The sequence below is a fragment of the Lysinibacillus sp. GbtcB16 genome, assembly GCF_019091145.1.
Taxonomy (GTDB): domain Bacteria; phylum Bacillota; class Bacilli; order Bacillales_A; family Planococcaceae; genus Lysinibacillus; species Lysinibacillus fusiformis.
This window is the reverse complement of record NZ_JAGXJV010000501.1, coordinates 1-264: the sequence shown is the minus strand read 5'-3', so window position 1 is coordinate 264 and position 264 is coordinate 1. Positions and strand designations below refer to the sequence as shown.

The 264-nt window shown below is 36.4% G+C and carries 1 protein-coding gene; it reads right to left on the bottom strand.

The window, feature by feature from the left end; translation table 11 throughout:
* Positions 1-114: 114 nt before the first annotated feature.
* Positions 115-264 (bottom strand): DUF2521 family protein (locus tag KVT27_RS25050; protein ID WP_217582214.1); only part of this gene is annotated, 150 nt, incomplete at its 5' end.

Below are 264 nucleotides of genomic sequence, written 5' to 3'. Positions count from 1 at the left end.
CAATACACCCGCAGCGAGTGCAAAAGAGATAATTCGAATTCTCTTCATACCTTTCCTCCTCCAGCTAGTCCCACTAATTACTTATATGGGTCAAGAGGAAAGTTTATGCTTGTCTTAATGAAGCTTTAATCGATATCTTCTTTCACCTTTTTCATACCCTTCTTGCCACCACAATCCTATAAACTGCTGACAAGATTCAAAATGTAATTCCTCATCTTTCAACTTTATTTCTCGCATAGTCATACTCGTTAAAAATTGAAATAG